The organism is Burkholderia sp. BCC0097 (assembly GCF_902832985.1).
Lineage (GTDB): Bacteria > Pseudomonadota > Gammaproteobacteria > Burkholderiales > Burkholderiaceae > Burkholderia > Burkholderia orbicola.
Window position 1 is genome coordinate 557,748 of the sequence record NZ_CADFDM010000005.1, and the last position, 17,164, is coordinate 574,911.

The window sequence follows — 17,164 nt, forward strand, 5'->3', positions numbered from 1 at the left end:
GACACCGCAGCCGGCACGGCGAACCGAACATTCCAGGAGACAGACATGGCAAGGAAGATCACTTATTCGCAGGCGATCAACGAGGCGCTCGCGCAGGAAATGGCGCGCGACGACAGCGTGATCGTGATGGGCGAGGACAACGCGGGCGGCGCGGGCGCGCCGGGCGAGGACGACGCATGGGGCGGCGTGCTCGGCGTGACGAAGGGGCTGTTCCACAAGTTTCCGGGCCGCGTGCTCGATACGCCGCTGTCGGAGGGCGGCTACATCGGCGCGGCGGTCGGCGCCGCCGCGTGCGGGATGCGGCCCGTTGCGGAACTGATGTTCATCGATTTCATGGGGGTGTGTTTCGACCAGATCTTCAACCAGGCCGCGAAATTTCGCTACATGTTCGGCGGCAAGGCCGTGACGCCGGTCGTGATCCGCGCGATGTACGGCGCCGGCCTGCGCGCGGCCGCGCAGCACTCGCAGATGCTCACGCCGCTGTTCACGCACATCCCGGGGCTGAAGGTCGTGTGCCCGTCGACGCCGTACGACGCGAAGGGGCTGCTGATCCAGGCGATCCGCGACAACGATCCCGTGATCTTCCTCGAACACAAGCTGCTCTATACGCGCGAGGGCGACGTACCGGAGGAATCCTATGCGATTCCGTTCGGCGAGGCGAACGTGCTGCGCGACGGCGACGACGCGACGATCGTCACGTACGGTCGGATGGTGCATCTCGCGATGGACGCGGCCGCGACGCTCGCGAAGGACGGCATCCAGTGCGACGTGATCGACCTGCGCACGACGTCGCCGCTCGACGAGGAAACGATCCTCGAAAGCGCGGCGCGTACCGGGCGCGTGGTGGTGGTCGACGAAGCGAATCCGCGCTGCTCGATCGCGACCGACATCGCCGCGCTCGTCGCGCAGCGCGCGTTCCGGTCGCTCGAGGCGCCGATCGAGCTCGTGACCGCGCCGCATACGCCCGCGCCGTTCGCCGGCGTGCTGGAAGACCTGTATATCCCGTCCGCCGATGCGATCGCGCAGGCGGTACTCAAGACGAGGAGCTGACACGATGTCGATTCACATGATCACGATGCCCAAATGGGGGCTGTCGATGGAGCAGGGGCAGGTCAACGGCTGGCTGAAGGCGGTCGGCGAACGCGTGGCGAAAGGCGACGAAGTGCTCGACGTCGAGACCGACAAGATCTCGTCGGGTGTCGAGTGCGCATTCGACGGGACGCTGCGCCGGCAGGTCGCGCAGGAGGGCGAGACGCTGCCCGTCGGCGCGCTGCTCGGCGTCGTCGCGGCCGCCGAGGCGAGCGATGCCGAGATCGACGCGGCGATCGCCGATTTCCAGCGTGATTTCGTGCCGAGCGCGGCGGCCGACGAGGCGGCCGGCCCGCAGCCCGAGAAGGCGCAGATCGCCGGCCGCACGGTCCGCTTCCTGAAGCTGGGCGAGGGGTCCGGCACGCCTGCCGTGCTGATCCACGGCTTCGGCGGCGACCTGAACAACTGGCTGTTCAATCACGCGGAGCTCGCTGCGCACCGGCCGGTGTGGGCGCTCGATCTGCCCGGTCACGGCGAATCGGGCAAGGCGGTCGAGAGCGGCAGCCTCGACGAACTGGCCGACGCGGTGCTCGCGCTGCTCGATGCGCAGCACATCGAGCACGCGCACCTGATCGGCCATTCGATGGGCGGTGCGGTCGCGATGACGGTGGCCGAGCGCGCGCCGCAACGCGTCGCATCGCTCACGCTGATCGCGAGCGCGGGGCTCGGCACCGACATCAACCGTGCGTACATTGATGGCTTCGTCGCCGGTAACAGCCGCAACACGCTGAAACCGCACCTCGGCGCGCTGTTCGCGGACGATGCGCTGGTCACGCGGCAACTCGTCGAGGATCTCGTCAAGTACAAGCGGCTCGAAGGCGTGCAGGCCGCGCTGGAGAAGATCGCGCACGCCGCGTTCGACGGTGCCGCGCAGCGGCGTGTGTTCCGCGATCGGCTCGCGACGCTGGCGCCGCGCACGCTCGTGATCTGGGGCGAGCGCGACCAGGTGATTCCCGCGCGGCATGCGCAGGGTTTGCCGGACGGCGTGCGTGCCGAGGTGATCGCCGGCAGCGGGCACATGGTGCAGATGGAAGCGGCCGCCGACGTGAACCGCCTGATCGTCGCGTTCCTCGGAGACTGATGATGACCGCCGCGCTCGAACGACCCAGCCTCACGGCGCTCGGCCAGCCCGGCGCGAGAAGTCGCGACAAGCTCGCGCGCATTCCGGTGCGCGTCGAGCCCGCGGCCGGCGCGGCGCTGCCGAAGCCGCCGTGGCTGCGCGCGCGGCCGATGATGAGCGCGGCGGTGGCCGACATGGCCGCCGTGCTGCGCGAGCATCGGCTGCATTCCGTCTGCGAGGAGGCGATGTGTCCGAACATCGGCGAATGCTTCGCGCAGCGCACCGCGACCTTCATGATCATGGGCGGGCTGTGTACGCGGCGTTGCCCGTTCTGCGATGTCGCGCACGGCCGCCCCGAGCCGCTCGATCCCGACGAGCCCGCGCGGCTGGCCGACGCGGCGGCGGCGCTCGGGTTGCGCTACGTCGTGATCACGTCGGTCGACCGCGACGACCTGCGCGACGGCGGCGCCGCGCATTTCGCCGCGTGCATCGCGGCGGTGCGCGCGAGCGTGCCGGGCATCGGCGTCGAGGTGCTGACGCCGGACTTCCGCGGCCGCGCGGCGCGTGCGCTCGACGCGCTGTCGTCGTCGTGGCCCGATGTGTTCAACCACAACATCGAGACGGTGCCGTCGCTGTATCGCGCGGCGCGGCCGGGCGCCGACTATCGCGGCTCGCTCGAACTGCTCGCCCGGGCGAAGGCCGCGCGGCCGACGCTCGTGACGAAATCGGGCTTGATGCTCGGGCTGGGCGAGCGCGACGACGAGGTGCGCGACACGCTGCGCGACCTGCGCGCGCACGAGGTCGACGTGCTGACGCTCGGCCAGTATCTGGCGCCGTCGGAACACCATTTGCCGGTGCGGCGCTACGTGAGCCCCGAGGCCTTCGCCGCATGGCACGACGAGGCGCTCGCGCTCGGTTTCAGGGAAGTCGTCGCCGGCCCGCTCGTGCGCTCGTCATATCACGCGGCCGACGTGCTGGAGAACGCGTAGCGCGCCGTGCGTCAGGCCAAGGCGGCGTGCGCGCGACTGATGCGGCGCAGGTACAGCACGAGCCCCGCGCCCGCGAGCATCAGGCTGACCGTGTTCGCGAACCAGAAGCCGCGTGCGCCGGTCAGCCACGCGGGCGCGATCCCGCCCACGTCGAAGCCGAGCACGTAGCCGCCGCTGAGTCCAACACCCCACAGCGCGACCGCATAGATCACGGTCGGCACGACCGCCACCTTGTACGCGCGCAGCACGAACGCCGACGTGACCTGCAGCGCATCGAACACGTGGTAGCACGCGACGATCGCGACGAGCGGCATCGCGGCCGCGGCGACGGCCGGGTTCGGCGTATAGCCGCCGATGATCAGCGGGCGCAGCGCGAACACGAGCACGCCATAGGCGGCCGCCACGCCGCACGCGAAGATCACGCTGTGCCGGCCGAGCAGCCGGGCTTCCTCGGCGCGTCCCGCGCCGAGCGCGCGCGCGACCAGCGTCGACGCCGCCACGCCGATCGACAGCGGCGTCATGTACAGCACCGCGCCGATGTTGCCGGCGATCTGGTGGCCGGCGAGCGTCGTCGTGCCGAACTGCGCGATGAACAGCGCCATGCACGTGTACGACGTGACCTCGATCAGGTACGACAGGCCCATCGGCACGCCGAGCTTCAGGATCGCCTTCTGGCGCGCCCAGACGGGCCAGCAGAAGCGCGAGAAGATCGCGAGCGGCGCGAACACGTCGAGCTTTGCGAGCAGCGTGTAGCCGATCAGCGCGAGCGCCCAGTTGATCAGCGTGCTGGCCAGCCCGCAGCCGGGGCCGCCGAGCGCCGGTACGCCGAAGCCGCCGAAGATGAACCACACGTTCAGCGGAAACTTGAGCAGCAGCGCGCCGATCTGGAGGATCATCGCGAGCCGCGGCTTGCCGGCCGCGTTGGTCAGCGCGTTGTAGATCCGGAATACGAGGCTGGCGGGCAGCCCGTACGACAGGATGCGCAGGTAGTCGACGGTGCGATCGTGCAGCGCGGCGGGCGCATGCGCGACGCGCAGCAGCGGCTCGGGAAAATGCAGCAGCAGGAAGCCGGGAATCGCGAGCAGCAGCGCAAGCCACAGCGCCTGCCGCACTTCCTCGCCGATCTCGGCATAGCGCCGCGCGCCGTACAGTTGCCCGGTGATCGGCTGCAGCGCGGACAGGATACCCGTCAGGCCGATGTAGATCGATACGTAGATCGACGAGCCGAGCCCGAGCGCGGCGAGATCGACGGCCGAGTAGCGGCCGACCATCGCGGTGTCGATCACGCCGAACGCGATGATCGCGAGCTGGCCGACCAGCACCGGCCACGCGAGACCGACGATCCGGCGGATGTCGCCGAACATCGTCAATCGGCCGCCTGGCGGCGCGGCGGACGCCGCTTGACGGGCGTCTTCGGCCGTTCGATGCGCTCGTACAGGCGGAAGCGCTCGTCGCGGTCGGCGACGCGGCGGCCTTCCCAGACGAGCCGCCACACGTATTGCGACATCGCGCTCGGCTCGCCGAAGTCGGCGCGGTCCTGACGCAGGATCACGTCGCAGTCGCCGGAGAAATCGAAGCGCATGTTGCCGAAATACGCGAAGGTCGCGATCTGAGCGTCTCCGAGCCGCACCGGCGAAATGCACTCGTAGTCGGCCGGCAGGTGCACGGCGATCTGTTGCGCGACGTCGCGATAGGTCCGGCCGTAGTTGACGATCGGCAGCCACAGCGTCATCAGCAGCACCCACATCAGCGTGGTGCCCGCGCTCGACAGCACGACGCTGCGCCACAGCACCTTCGGCTGTCGCGACACGCGCCAGCGCGCGAGGAAGCACCAGCACACGGTGACGATAACCGCGCAGATGAACGACAGGATCTTGAAATGCGGCTCGTAGCCGGGCACGAGGCGCGCGAGGTTGCGCGCGAGCGGATGCGGGAAGCCGGTGAGCGACGCGAGCCAGACGAGCCACACGAACGTGCCGAGGATCGTGAAGCTCAGCACCGCGAACCAGTCGATCGCGTTGATCGCGCCGCGCTTGAGGGTTGGCAGCGCGAACGTCGCGAGCACCGCGAGCGGCGGCAGCAGCAGCATGTACATGCGGTTCGACTGCTGGCTTTGCAGGATCACGAGTGCGACGAGCGGCACGGCGACCGATAGCGGAATCGCGATGTGCGCGCGGCGGCGCATGCCGGCCCAGCTCCACCATGCCCAGATCGCGAGCGGCCACGCAGGCCACGTGAACAGCGGCAGGTTCTTCGCCGCATAACCGAGCACGGCCGTCGGCGGGCCCGAAAAGCGCATCAGGCTGCCGTGGATCCACTGGTTGAAGAACCAGGCGGCGTCGTCGGGCGCCGCGACGAAGGCGGCGAGCGGCCACAGCGCGAAGATCGCGGCCGCGAGCGGCACGCCGACCAGCGGCAGGCGCAGGTTGCGCATTTCGGGCGTGACGAGCCACAGCGCGGCCGTGCCCGCGAGCAGCGCGACGACCAGCACCGGGTTGCCGGACAGCGCGACGAGGCCGATCGCGAGGCCCCACCACAGTGCGCCTTGCAGCGGCTTGTCGATGCCGCGCACGATCCCGTACACGAGCATCGCGATCCATGCGAACTGCGCGAGCTGCGGCGTCGTTTCGTGCCCGCGTTCCGCGAGGCCGAAGCAGGCGACGAGCACCAGCAGCGCGCCGTCCGCGAGCGTGCGGCCGTAGTCGCGGGGCTCGGGCTCGCCGCCGAACGCGTACTTGAACGGTTGAACCTCGGCGCGCCGGCCGAGCAGGTAGGCCGCGTACCAGACGAATGCGCATGCGACGCAGAACAGCACGCCGGTATCGACGCGCGACGCGTTGCTCGCGTCGACCCACGGGCCGAGGCCGCGGATCGACAGCGCACCGAGCCAGTAGCCGAGCGGCCCGTCGGTCGTGATGAACTTGCCGACCAGGTTCGGCAGCAGCCAGTCGTGCCAGCCGCCCTTGGCCATCGTCCACATCACGCCGAAGCCCGCCGCGTCCTCGTTTTTCCACGGGTCGCGGCCGAACAGGCCGAACGCCGCGTAGACGAAGCAGAGCGTGAGCAGCAGCCAGCGCGGCAGCGCACGCGTGGCGGAGGCGGTGAGACGGACGACAGGCTTCATGCAGATGAGCGATTTGTTATGGGCGGGCGGCCGGCGCGGTGGCGCGCGGTCGAGCCGGTTTCGAGCATCCGGCATTGTAGTCGCGCCCGCTGTTGTGCGTCAGGTCGTTTCCCGGGCGCCGGGCGGCGTCTTTCCGGGCGAGCAGAGACAAAAAAGGGCAGCCTGGGCTGCCCTTTCGTGCGGTACCGGTGCGTAGCAACCACCGGAACGGTGCAAAGCTTACTTTGCTGCAGCCTTGCCGTTGGCGCGTGCGCCGAACTTGTTCTTGAACTTCTCGACACGGCCTGCCGTGTCCATGATCTTTTGCTGACCCGTGTAGAACGAGTGCGATTCCGACGACACTTCGATCTTGGCGAGCGGGTAGGTCTTGCCTTCGTGTTCGATGGTTTCACGCGTCTGGATCGTCGAGCGCGTGATGAACTTGAAGCCGTTCGACATGTCTTGGAAGACGACTTCGCGGTAGTCCGGGTGAATGCCAGGTTTCATGATTTTCCTTGGTGATAGCGGTAGCCAACCCGCCGCTTGCCGTGTCGAGCCGCCCCGATGGGAGCGATTCGGCCGACGCCAAGCCCGGCGCGAGCCACTTGCCTAAGGTCGAAAAACGGCGATTATGCCAGAAAATCAGACGGTTGACGAATAATTTTCACGGTGTGTCGAGGGCCCCGGTGCCGGCCGGATCTTGCCGGTAGTAGCGCGCCAGCAGCCGGTACAGTTCCGGAAATTCGGACTCGAACGCTTTCGGCCGGACAAACAGCGCCTCGCTGCACACCGCGAAGAATTCCGACGGGTGATCGGCCGCATAGGGATCGATCAGCGAGTCCCGCTCGAAGCGCGCCCATGCGCGATCCGGCACCGCGTCGACGCGCGCGCAGAACTGGTCGTACGCATGTTCGAACACGTCGGCCCACGCCTGCGCGTCGAGGTGCGGCGCATGCCAGCGGCGAAACAGGGGCGGATAGCCGTCGGCTGCGCCGTTGACCATGTCGATCTTGTGCGCGAACTCGTGGATCACGACGTTGTACGCGTCCCGGCCGTCCGTCATCTGTGCGTCTTCCCACGACAGGATCACGGGGCCGCCTTCCCATGCCTCGCCGCTCGCATCCTGCTCGACTTCGTGGACGACGCCATCCTCGTCCTGCACCGTCTTGCGGATCACGAATTCGCCCGGATACACGACGACGCCCACCCAGCCGTCGTACAGCGACAAATCGAGATTCAGCACGGGCAGGCAGGCCTGCGCGGCGATCGCGACGATCATCGCGTCGGTCAGTTCGAGCCCGTGCGCGGTCGAAAACGATTTTTTCGCGACGAACAGGCTCGTCAATTCGCGCAGCCGGCCGAGCGCGTCGGGCGGCAGGGTGGCGAGGAACGGCAGGCGCTCGACGGTTTCCTGCCACAGCGCGTCCGGAATCGGATGGCTGCGCAGCGCGCGGTCGCGGCGGCGGTCGTCGAACCAGCGGGTCAGTTTCGAAAGCATGGAGGCTGCGGACGAAAATCCAAAGCCTGTCTTTTAACTCAATCGATCTGTTTTTGCCATGCCGCGAAGAGACCGCCGACGAGCGCCACACCCGCGAGGAAGTAAAAACCGTCGAGCGACGCAAGGAACGACGCCTGTTGCGCGACCATCCGCGCGATCGACGCGATCGCGAGGCCGTGCGCGTCGTTCAGCGCATGGCCGGCTGCCGCATAGCTGCGCGTCAGTGCACCGACGGTCTGCTGGAACAGCGGGTCGAACACGTTCGCGCGCTCGACGAGTCGCGTCTGATGGACGGCCACGCGGTGCTGTTCGACGATGATCACCGACGACGTCGCGAACGAGATCGTCAGTTGCCGCACGATGTTCTTCAGCCGGTAGCCGTGCGTGTATTCGTCGATCGCGAAGATCCGGAACGTGAGGTTCGCGACCGGCAGCACGATGAAGAGCAGCAGCAGCCCGCGCAGCAGCAACGGGACGATCAGCGCGGCTTCGCCGACCTGCGGCGTCATCCGCGTCATCCACAGCGCGGCCGTGACGGCGATCGCGAACCCCGGCACGACGAACCACTTCTTGTGCGCGACGAATTTCGCGTAGCGCAGGTAGGCGAACAGCGCGGTGGCCGAGATCAGCGACATCGTGCCGACCAGGCGCCCGGCATTCTCGACCGGATAGCCGAGCCCGCCCTCGAGAAGCCGCGCCGTCAGGTAACTGAAGCCCGTCGTCTCGTAGTAATAGAACATGTAGAGCAGCAGCCCGACCTGGAACGTCCGCTCGCGGAACGCATGCAGCCGCACGAGCGGCGTCGGGTGGTGCCACTGGTGATACGCGAACCATGCGAGCGCGCCGAGCCCGGCAAACGTCAGCATGATCAGCATCGGCGAGCCGCTGTAGAGCTGGTAATGCACCTGTTGCAGCACGATCTGCAGCGCCCCTTGTGCGAGCGCGAACACGACGTACGGCCAGAAATGTCCGGAACCGCGTTCGTCGTCCGGCGTGCGGCCGGAATCGGGCAGCGTGAGCAACGCGAGGACCGCGAACGCGATGCCGGCCGGCGCCGTGCACGCGAACAGTGCGCGCCACGTCGAATGCGCGACCAGCAGCCCGCCGACGATCGGCGCGAGCGCGCTGCCGAGCAGGATCATGATCAGGAACGCGCGCGTCGCGGGCGGCCGCTCCTGCGGCTTGAAGCTGATCTGGATCAGGATCCGGCACGCGCCCATCATCGGGCCGATGAAATAGCCCTGGAAGCCGCGCGCGAACGCGAGCTCCAGCGACGTGTCGGCCAGCGCCGCCGCGATCGCGCCGAACGAGAACATCAGCATGCAGCCCGCGACGTAGCGGCGATGGCCGAGCCGGTCGACCCACCATTGCTGCTGCAGGATGCCGAGCACGGCCGTGACCGCGTAGGCGCTCGACGACCACACCAGTTCGTCGGGCGACGCGTTGATGCCGCCCGCGATATAGCTCGCAAAGAACGAGAAGACGGCATTGTCGAAGTAGTCGATGCCGGTGACGAGCGCGAGTGCCCACGGGAACAGGTCCCCGCGCAGGTTCGCGCGGCTCCATAGCGGCGGCCGGCCCGGCACCGCGTTCATTCGCAGTCCTTGCGGGCGCGCCGCGCGCCGGCTTCGGCCCGCCGCTGCGCGATCAGTTCATCGGCGTTTTCGCCGGCGAGGCGCCGCTCGACGTAGTCGATGTCGTGCTGCAACTCCTTGCGTAGCGCGACGGCTTCCTTCAGTTCGCGCTGGACGGCCTCGATTCGCCGGTCGAGCGTATCGATCTGCTCGGCGAGGCCGGCGCGGATGTCGCGCAGCGAGGCATCCGAATAGCGGCGCCGGCCGTCGCCCGTTTCTTCCAGCGGACGCTTCAGCATTTCGGTGATGCCGTGCAGCGAGAAGCCGAGCGCGCGCAGCCGCAGGATGCGCGCGAAGCGTTCGAGGTCGGCTTCGTCGTAGAGGCGGTAGCGGCCTTCGCTGCGCGATGGCGTGACGAGCCCGCGCTCTTCGTAATATTTGAGCGTGCGCGGCGTGACGCCGAGTCGCGACGCGGCGTCGCTGACGGTCAGGAGCGGGGTGGCGGCATCGTTCGGCATCGGGTGCGGGGAATTCGAAGGGGTGGTGACGCGATTATAGATCAACCTGTACGTTCACGTTCAGGTTGGGATCGAAAAACGGCCGCCGGGCAGGGTGCGCGGGCGGCCGTGTTGCGGCGCGGGGCGATCAGCCGCCGCGGCGCATCAGGTCGAAGAACTCGGAGTTGCTCTTCGTCTGGCGGATCTTGTCGAGCAGGAATTCCATCGCCTCGACCTCGTCCATGTCGTGGATGAACTTGCGCAGCACCCAGATCTTCTGAAGGATCTCGGGCTTGATCAGCATTTCCTCGCGACGCGTACCCGACTTGTTCAGGTTGATCGACGGGTACACGCGCTTTTCCGCGAGACGGCGCTCGAGGTGCACTTCCATGTTGCCGGTGCCCTTGAACTCTTCGTAGATCACGTCGTCCATGCGGCTGCCGGTTTCGATCAGTGCGGTGCCGATGATCGTCAGCGAGCCGCCTTCCTCGATGTTGCGCGCCGCGCCGAAGAAGCGCTTCGGGCGCTGCAGCGCGTTCGCATCGACACCACCCGTCAGCACCTTGCCCGATGCCGGGATCACGGTGTTGTACGCACGCGCGAGACGCGTGATCGAGTCGAGCAGGATCACGACGTCGTGCTTCATTTCGACGAGGCGCTTGGCCTTCTCGATCACCATTTCGGCGACCTGGACGTGGCGCGTGGCCGGTTCGTCGAACGTCGACGCGATCACTTCGCCGGCGACCGAGCGCTGCATTTCGGTCACTTCTTCCGGGCGCTCGTCGATCAGCAGCACGAACAGGATCACGTCCGGGTGGTTCTGCTTGATCGCGTGCGCGATGTGCTGGAGCATCACGGTCTTGCCCGACTTCGGCGACGCGACGAGCAGGCCGCGCTGGCCCTTGCCGATCGGCGCGATCATGTCGATGATGCGGCCCGTGACGTTTTCCTCGCCGCGCATTTCGCGTTCGAGCGACAGCGGCTTGTTCGGGTGCAGCGGCGTGAGGTTCTCGAACATGATCTTGTGTTTCGAGGCCTCGGGCGGCTGCCCGTTGACTTTGTCGACCTTCACCAGCGCGAAGTAGCGCTCGCCGTCCTTCGGCGTGCGGACTTCACCTTCGATGGTGTCGCCGGTGTGCAGGTTGAAGCGACGGATCTGCGACGGGCTGATATAGATGTCGTCGGTGCTCGCGAGGTACGACATTTCCGGCGAGCGCAGGAAGCCGAAGCCGTCCGGCAGCACTTCGAGCGTACCGTCGCCGAAGATCGTCTCTCCCGTCTTGGCGCGCTTTTTGAGAATGGCAAACATCAACTCCTGCTTGCGCAGGCGGTTCGCGTTTTCGATCTCCAGGCCATTGGCCATTTCGATCAGTTCGGAGACGTGCAGAGACTTGAGCTCGGATAAATGCATACGGAGAACCCGCCAGGGAGGAGATGCGACGAAAGAAATAAGGGAGGAGGGCGAGCGGAAGCGCTCAGAGACTTAAATGCGTCTTGTCGACGTTTTTTAATTCTAGCATAGGCCGATTCACGCTTGAGTGAGCGATCGGCGGCGTGACGGCGGACGTGTTGCCGACTGACAACACGTCCGCGGAACTGCCGGTATTACAGGTGGCTGTCCAGGAATGCGGTGAGCTGCGACTTCGACAGCGCGCCGACCTTCTGCGCGGCGGCCGCGCCGTTCTTGAACAGGATCAGCGTCGGGATGCCGCGCACGCCGAATTTCGCGGGCGTGGCCTGATTGTCGTCGACGTTGATCTTCGCGATCTGCAGCTTGTCGCCGTAGTCCTTCGCGACTTCGTCGAGGATCGGGGCGATCATCTTGCACGGGCCGCACCATTCGGCCCAGAAATCGACGAGTACGGGCTTGTCGGACTTGACGACGTCCTGTTCGAACGATGCGTCGCTGATGTGTTTGATCTGTTCGCTCATTGGGTCAATACCTCTTACGGTTCGGGGACTGCCTGCTTGCGCGTTGCGGCGTACCGGCCGCCGTAGGCTGCCGGCCGCTGCGGCAGGTCACTCCGCCTTTCCGGAAAGGAGGGGCGTAAGCGCTGCATGCCGCGGCTCGCGGGTCGTTCGGGCGTCATATTAGCCTAAATTGCTATCTGCTGCGGGCGGCGATAGTAGCCGCTACGCGAGTAGGGGTACGACGCGACGTTCGACCGTCGTGCCACTCAGATGGAGGCCGGTCCGCCAATTGCAAGGGGCGGGCCGCATCCAGCCCGTATGAGTGGGCGACGCGCCGGTTTGCCCGGCGATATTCGCATTGATGCGAACAAACGGTCGCATTCGTCCGGAAGCGGTGATAGAATATGCCGTGACGGGCCTCCTCGCATGGTGGGGCGGTGAACCTGGTCAGGTCGGGAACGAAGCAGCCACAATCGTTTTCCGCCAGTGCCGAGGGTTGGGCTCGTCACCTTCCTTCTCGCCCCGTTCGCAGGGCGTTTTTTTATTTCTGCGTCACACTCCGTTCGACCTGCCTCTTGCCCGTCTTCCGCACCGTTTCGCGTGTCGGCGCGACGCAGCGTTACTGATACAATTTCCCGATGACCTATCAAGTTCTCGCACGCAAGTGGCGTCCGAAGGATTTCGCTTCGCTCGTCGGCCAGGAGCACGTCGTCAGGGCGCTCACGCACGCGCTCGATGGCGGGCGTCTCCATCACGCCTATCTGTTTACCGGAACCCGCGGTGTCGGCAAGACGACGCTGTCGCGGATCTTCGCGAAGGCGCTCAACTGTGAAACCGGCGTCACGTCGCAGCCGTGCGGCGTGTGTCGCGCCTGTCGCGAGATCGACGAGGGCCGTTTCGTCGATTACGTCGAGATGGACGCGGCAAGCAACCGCGGCGTCGATGAAATGGCCGCGCTGCTCGAGCGCGCGGTGTACGCGCCCGTCGATGCGCGCTTCAAGGTCTACATGATCGACGAAGTGCACATGCTGACGAACCACGCGTTCAACGCGATGCTGAAGACGCTCGAAGAGCCGCCGCCGCACGTCAAGTTCATTCTCGCGACGACCGATCCGCAGAAAATCCCCGTGACCGTGCTGTCGCGCTGCCTGCAGTTCAACCTGAAGCAGATGCCGGCCGGGCACATCGTGTCGCATCTCGAGCGGATCCTCGGCGAAGAGCAGATCACGTTCGAGCCGCAGGCGCTGCGCCTGCTCGCGCGCGCCGCGCAGGGCAGCATGCGCGACGCGCTGTCCCTGACCGACCAGGCGATCGCCTATTCGGCGAACGAGGTGACCGAGTCGGCGGTGTCGGGCATGCTCGGCGCGCTCGACCAGACATACATGGTGCGCCTGCTCGACGCGCTGGCGGCCGGCAACGGCCCGGAAATCCTCGCGATCGCCGACGAGATGTCGCTGCGCAGCCTGTCGTTCTCGACTGCGCTGCAGGATCTCGCGAGCCTGCTGCACCGGATCGCCTGGGCGCAGTTCGCGCCGGGCTCGGTGCTCGACGAATGGCCGGAAGCGGCCGACCTGCGCCGTTTTGCGGAGACGCTGAGCCCCGAGCAGGTGCAACTGTTCTATCAGATCGCGACGGTCGGGCGCGCCGAGCTCGGCCTGGCGCCGGACGAATACGCCGGTTTCACGATGACGCTGCTGCGGATGCTCGCATTCGAGCCGGCCGTGGGCGCCGGCAGTGCGCCGGGCGGTCAGCCGTCCGTGCCGCCGCCGCGAGCGGTGCCGGCCCCGCGCGCTGCCGCGGCACCGGCCGCTGCAGCGGCGAAGCCGGTGTCGGCCGCGCCCGCAGTCGCGGCGCGTCCGCAAGCTGCGGCGCCAGCTGCGCCGGTCGCCCGTTCGGCGCCCGCGCAGTCCGGTGACGAAACCGACCGGTCGGCCGCCAAGTCGGCGGCCGTTCCGGCACCGGCACAAGCAGCCGTTTCGGCACCCGAGGAGACAGCAGCCCCGGTACCGGCAGCGGCCGACGCACAAGCGATCGAGCCGTCGCAGCCGGAAACGAAGGCAGCGCCCGCTGGCGACATGTCACCGCCCGCCCGCAACGAACCTGAGCCGCCTGCCGTTGCCGCCGTGCAGCGAAACGACGAACCGGCTCCGCAGGCCGAACCGGCACCGCGCGCCGCATCGCCCGAGCCGGCCGCCGCACGGTCGGCGGCGCGCGCAGGCGGTGCCGCCGCCGCGCTCGACGTGCTGCGCAATGCAGGGATGCGCGTGTCGTCGGACCGCGGTCGCGCAGGCGCGGCAGCCAAGCCGGCGACCGCGCAGCCGGCCGCCGAGAAGCCGGCCGCGCCGCGTCCGGCCGTCCAGGTGCCGACGCCGCGTGCCGCTGCCCGCGCGCCGCAAGCAGCGGATTCGCGCCAGCCGTCGCCGCCGTGGGAAGACATCCCGCCCGACGACTACGTGCCGCTCAGCGCCGACGAAATGTTCGGCGGTTCCGACGACGGCTTCGTGCCGGTGTTCGACAGCGGTCCCGACGATGTGCGCGTGACGCCGAAGCCGGCGGACGCGCGTCCGGCCGCGCCGATCGACACGCGGCCGTTACCGCCGGCGATCGCGCTTGATCCGGTCGGCTTCGACGGCGAATGGCCGGCGCTCGCCGCACGGCTGCCGCTGAAGGGTGTCGCATACCAGCTCGCGTTCAACAGCGAGCTGACGGCCGTCGATGCGAGCACATTGAAATTGTCCGTGCCGGTGCCGCAGTATGCGGACGCCGCGCAGGTGACGAAGCTGAAGGCCGCACTGGCCGATGCGCTCGGCAAGCCGGTCGAGGTGAGCGTCGAGGTCGGGCCCGCACGGCGCACCGCGGCGGCGCTCGATGCGGCCGCGCGCGCGGCGCGCCAGCGCGAAGCCGAGCAGGAGATTCACGGCGATCCGTTCGTCCAGCAGCTCGTGCGCGACTTCGGTGCGCGCATCGTGGAGGGGTCGGTGCGCCCGCTCGCCGATTCGGCGCCGGACGGTGTGCCGCCCACACTCCATTGAACTGACCGCCCCGCGACAGGCACAATCACGCCCCGCACACCACACATTGGCCGGCACGCGCCGCGTGCCGGTTTTCACACGATCAAGAAGGAGTATTCCCATGTTGAAAGGCAACCTCGCCGGACTGATGAAGCAAGCGCAGCAAATGCAGGAAAACATGAAGAAGATGCAGGAGCAGCTTGCGCTCATCGAAGTCGAAGGGCAGTCGGGCGCCGGCCTCGTGAAGGTGACGATGACGTGCCGCAACGAAGTGCGCCGCGTGTCGATCGACCCGAGCCTGCTCGCGGACGACAAGGACATGCTCGAGGATCTCGTCGCCGCTGCGTTCAACGACGCGGTGCGCAAGGCCGAAGCCACGTCGCAGGAAAAGATGAGCGGCATGACGTCGGGCCTGCCGCTGCCCCCGGGTTTCAAGCTGCCGTTCTGAGCGCGGCGTTCTTGCCACTCTTTGCCGCCGTATGAAACAGCCGTCCGCCTTGTCCGCTCTCGTCGAAGCGTTGCGCGTGCTGCCCGGTGTCGGGCCGAAATCCGCGCAGCGCATGGCGGTTCACCTGATGCAGCACGACCGCGAGGGCGCGGAGCGGCTCGGCCGGTCGCTGCTGTTCGCGACCGAGCACCTGCAGCACTGCGAGAAGTGCAACACGTTCACCGAGGCGCAGATCTGCGAGGTCTGCAGCGACGAGGAGCGTGATCCGACGTTGCTGTGCGTCGTCGAGACGCCTGCCGACCAGATCATGCTCGAGCAGACGATGACCTACCGCGGGCTGTATTTCGTGCTGATGGGCCGACTGAGCCCGCTCGACGGAATCGGTCCGAAGGAAATCCATTTCGACCGCCTCGTGCGGCGCGCGTCCGACGGCGTCGTCAAGGAGGTCGTGCTCGCGACCAACTTCACGAACGAAGGCGAAGCCACCGCCCACTACCTCGGCCAGACGCTCAAGGCGCGCGGGCTGGCGGTCACGCGCCTCGCGCGCGGCGTGCCGGTGGGCGGCGAGCTCGAGTACGTCGACGCGGGCACCATCGCCCGCGCGATGCTCGACCGCCGCACGATGTAAGCCGGGCGCCGCCGGCCGGCGGCGCCGTTCCTCATGCCAGGGAGACACATGAGCACCAGCCAGGGCCCGCTCGCGGGCGTCAAAGTGCTCGAATTCGGAACGCTGATCGCGGGGCCGTTCGCGTCGCGGCTGTTCGCCGAATTCGGCGCGGAAGTGATCAAGATCGAGGATCCGAACGGCGGCGACCCGCTGCGCAAGTGGCGCAAGCTCTACCCGGAGCAGGGCGGCACGTCGCTGTGGTGGTCCGTGCAGGCGCGCAACAAGAAATCGGTCACGCTGAACCTGAAAGCCGACGCCGGCAAGACGATCGCGCGGCAGCTCGCGAGCGAGGCCGACATCGTGATCGAGAATTTCCGTCCGGGCCTGCTCGAAAAGCTCGGGCTCGGCTACGACGTGCTGTCGGCCGACAATCCGGGCCTCGTGATGGTCCGCCTGTCCGGCTACGGGCAGACGGGCCCGTACCGCGACCGGCCCGGCTTCGGCGCGATCGCCGAATCGATGGGCGGGCTGCGCCACATCACCGGCTATCCGGATCTGCCGCCGCCGCGCATCGGGATCTCGATCGGCGATTCGATCGCCGCGCTGCACGGCGTGATCGGCGCGCTGATGGCGCTTCATCACCGCAAGGTCAACGGCGGCGCGGGGCAGGTGGTCGACGTTGCACTCTATGAAGCCGTCTTCAACATGATGGAAAGCGTGGTGCCCGAGTACGGCGTGTACGGGATGGTGCGCGAGCGCACCGGCGCGTCGCTGCCGGGCATCGTGCCGTCGAATACGTACGCGTGCCGCGACGGCAGCATCGTGATCGGCGGCAACAGCGATCCGATCTTCAAGCGGCTGATGAAGGCGATCGAGCGCGACGACCTCGCCGACGATCCCGCGCTCGCGCAAAACGACGGGCGGGTGCCGCGCACGCAGGAAATCGACGACGCGATCGCCGCGTGGCTCGCGCCGCGCACGATCGACGAGGCGCTCGTCGTGCTCAATGCGGCTGACGTGCCGGCCGGGCGCATCTACAGCGCGGCGGACATGTTCACCGATCCGCAGTTCGTCGCGCGCCAGATGATCCAGCGTTTCAAGCTGGCCGACGGCACCGACATTCCACTGCCGAACATCACGCCGAAGCTGTCCGACACGCCGGGCGAAACGCGCTGGCTCGGGCCGGAACTCGGCGAGCATACCGACGAGGTGCTGCGCGGCCTCGGCTACGACGCGCACGCGATTGCCGCGCTGCGCGAGGCGGGCGCGATCTGAGCGCAGCCGGCGCGACGCTTCGCGCCGGGCCTGCCGACGACGGTAGCCCCGAGGCGATTTTCTCCACGCGGAAAACGCCGACGGCACGGTGTTTTCCCCGGC

General features: G+C 67.7%; 15 protein-coding genes and 1 other RNA gene. 8 read left to right on the plus strand and 8 right to left on the minus strand.

Features of this window, described 5'->3' with window-relative positions; genetic code table 11:
• Window positions 1-45 precede the first annotated feature (45 nt).
• Genes HWX07_RS20210 through lipA form a run of 3 tightly spaced genes read left to right on the plus strand, consistent with a single transcriptional unit; the run spans window position 46 to window position 3,138 of the window.
• Window positions 46-1,050: an alpha-ketoacid dehydrogenase subunit beta gene (locus tag HWX07_RS20210; protein WP_175877438.1), complete on the plus strand. Its 1,005-nt coding sequence runs from the start codon at window positions 46-48 to the stop codon at window positions 1,048-1,050.
• A 4-nt stretch (window positions 1,051-1,054) separates the two neighbouring features.
• The gene (locus HWX07_RS20215; protein WP_175877439.1) at window positions 1,055-2,170 is read left to right on the plus strand and encodes an acetoin dehydrogenase dihydrolipoyllysine-residue acetyltransferase subunit; all 1,116 of its coding nucleotides are present in this window, start codon (window positions 1,055-1,057) and stop codon (window positions 2,168-2,170) included.
• A gap of 2 nt (window positions 2,171-2,172) precedes the next feature.
• The gene (lipA, locus tag HWX07_RS20220) at window positions 2,173-3,138 is read left to right on the plus strand and encodes a lipoyl synthase (protein ID WP_175877440.1); all 966 of its coding nucleotides are present in this window, start codon (window positions 2,173-2,175) and stop codon (window positions 3,136-3,138) included.
• A gap of 11 nt (window positions 3,139-3,149) precedes the next feature.
• On the opposite strand, the gene HWX07_RS20225 is transcribed toward lipA, so the two are convergent.
• From HWX07_RS20225 to trxA, 8 genes are all read right to left on the minus strand, one after another.
• The gene (locus HWX07_RS20225; protein WP_175877441.1) at window positions 3,150-4,502 is read right to left on the minus strand and encodes an MATE family efflux transporter; all 1,353 of its coding nucleotides are present in this window, start codon (window positions 4,500-4,502) and stop codon (window positions 3,150-3,152) included.
• A 2-nt stretch (window positions 4,503-4,504) separates the two neighbouring features.
• Window positions 4,505-6,337: a UDP phosphate-alpha-4-amino-4-deoxy-L-arabinose arabinosyl transferase gene (locus HWX07_RS20230; protein WP_041491991.1), complete on the minus strand. Its 1,833-nt coding sequence runs from the start codon at window positions 6,335-6,337 to the stop codon at window positions 4,505-4,507.
• A 144-nt stretch (window positions 6,338-6,481) separates the two neighbouring features.
• Window positions 6,482-6,748 (minus strand): type B 50S ribosomal protein L31, encoded by a 267-nt coding sequence (locus tag HWX07_RS20235; protein WP_011549676.1) that lies wholly within the window; start codon window positions 6,746-6,748, stop codon window positions 6,482-6,484.
• A gap of 157 nt (window positions 6,749-6,905) precedes the next feature.
• Complete coding sequence (locus tag HWX07_RS20240; protein ID WP_175877442.1) at window positions 6,906-7,739, minus strand: M90 family metallopeptidase; 834 nt, start codon at window positions 7,737-7,739, stop codon at window positions 6,906-6,908.
• A gap of 38 nt (window positions 7,740-7,777) precedes the next feature.
• A complete protein-coding gene (locus tag HWX07_RS20245) occupies window positions 7,778-9,334 on the minus strand; it encodes an MFS transporter (RefSeq protein WP_175877443.1) in 1,557 nt (518 codons plus the stop codon).
• Window positions 9,331-9,831, minus strand: a complete 501-nt coding sequence (locus HWX07_RS20250) for a MerR family transcriptional regulator (RefSeq protein WP_175877444.1) — start codon at window positions 9,829-9,831, stop codon at window positions 9,331-9,333. The genes HWX07_RS20245 and HWX07_RS20250 overlap by 4 nt, the downstream gene beginning before the upstream one ends.
• A gap of 127 nt (window positions 9,832-9,958) precedes the next feature.
• The gene (gene rho, locus HWX07_RS20255; protein ID WP_006478662.1) at window positions 9,959-11,221 is read right to left on the minus strand and encodes a transcription termination factor Rho; all 1,263 of its coding nucleotides are present in this window, start codon (window positions 11,219-11,221) and stop codon (window positions 9,959-9,961) included.
• A gap of 194 nt (window positions 11,222-11,415) precedes the next feature.
• A complete protein-coding gene (trxA, locus tag HWX07_RS20260; protein WP_006402348.1) occupies window positions 11,416-11,742 on the minus strand; it encodes a thioredoxin TrxA in 327 nt (108 codons plus the stop codon).
• Window positions 11,743-12,132: 390 nt separating this feature from the next.
• Between trxA and ffs the strand changes: the two genes are divergently transcribed.
• From ffs to HWX07_RS20285, 5 genes are all read left to right on the plus strand, one after another.
• Window positions 12,133-12,231, plus strand: an RNA gene (gene ffs, locus HWX07_RS20265) — signal recognition particle sRNA small type.
• 128 nt (window positions 12,232-12,359) lie between these two features.
• Window positions 12,360-14,753 carry a DNA polymerase III subunit gamma/tau gene (locus tag HWX07_RS20270; protein ID WP_175877445.1) on the plus strand — a complete coding sequence of 798 codons (2,394 nt, stop codon included), beginning with the start codon at window positions 12,360-12,362 and terminating at the stop codon, window positions 14,751-14,753.
• Window positions 14,754-14,853: 100 nt separating this feature from the next.
• Complete coding sequence (locus HWX07_RS20275) at window positions 14,854-15,180, plus strand: YbaB/EbfC family nucleoid-associated protein (RefSeq protein WP_006482124.1); 327 nt, start codon at window positions 14,854-14,856, stop codon at window positions 15,178-15,180.
• Window positions 15,181-15,211: 31 nt separating this feature from the next.
• Window positions 15,212-15,808 carry a recombination mediator RecR gene (recR, locus tag HWX07_RS20280; RefSeq protein WP_006478665.1) on the plus strand — a complete coding sequence of 199 codons (597 nt, stop codon included), beginning with the start codon at window positions 15,212-15,214 and terminating at the stop codon, window positions 15,806-15,808.
• Window positions 15,809-15,856: 48 nt separating this feature from the next.
• The gene (locus HWX07_RS20285) at window positions 15,857-17,062 is read left to right on the plus strand and encodes a CaiB/BaiF CoA-transferase family protein (protein WP_175877446.1); all 1,206 of its coding nucleotides are present in this window, start codon (window positions 15,857-15,859) and stop codon (window positions 17,060-17,062) included.
• The last annotated feature ends 102 nt before the right edge of the window (window positions 17,063-17,164 follow it).